Origin of the sequence: Nocardia sp. NPDC058497, from assembly GCF_042720195.1 — a bacterium.
Lineage (GTDB): Bacteria > Actinomycetota > Actinomycetes > Mycobacteriales > Mycobacteriaceae > Nocardia.
The window spans coordinates 25,437-25,725 of record NZ_JBHXMY010000019.1 but is presented as its reverse complement, the minus strand read 5'-3'; the positions used below and the strand labels follow the sequence as shown (position 1 = coordinate 25,725).

1 pseudogene is annotated in these 289 nt (G+C 71.3%); it reads right to left on the bottom strand.

What is annotated here, in order from left to right:
- Positions 1–187 (bottom strand): annotated as a pseudogene (locus tag ACFWPJ_RS02880) (acyl-CoA dehydrogenase family protein); the annotation flags it as partial.
- Positions 188–289 lie beyond the last annotated feature (102 nt).

Sequence of the window (289 nt, the reverse complement as noted above, 5' to 3'; positions counted from 1 at the left end):
CCACCCGCATGATTTCGTTGGTGCCCTCGAGGATCTGATGCACCCGCAGATCGCGGACGATCTTCTCCAGACCGTATTCGTGCAGGTAGCCGTAGCCGCCGTGCAATTGCAGCGCTTTGTTGGCGACCTCGAATCCGACGTCGGTGGCGAACCGCTTGGCCATCGCGCACAGTTCGACCTTGTCCCCGGGGGCGGGGGGGGGGCGGGCGGGGGCGCGGGCGGGGGTGTGGGGGGGGGGGGGGGCCCCCCCCCCCGGGGTGGCCCACCGGCGAACTCGCGCCAGAGAGTC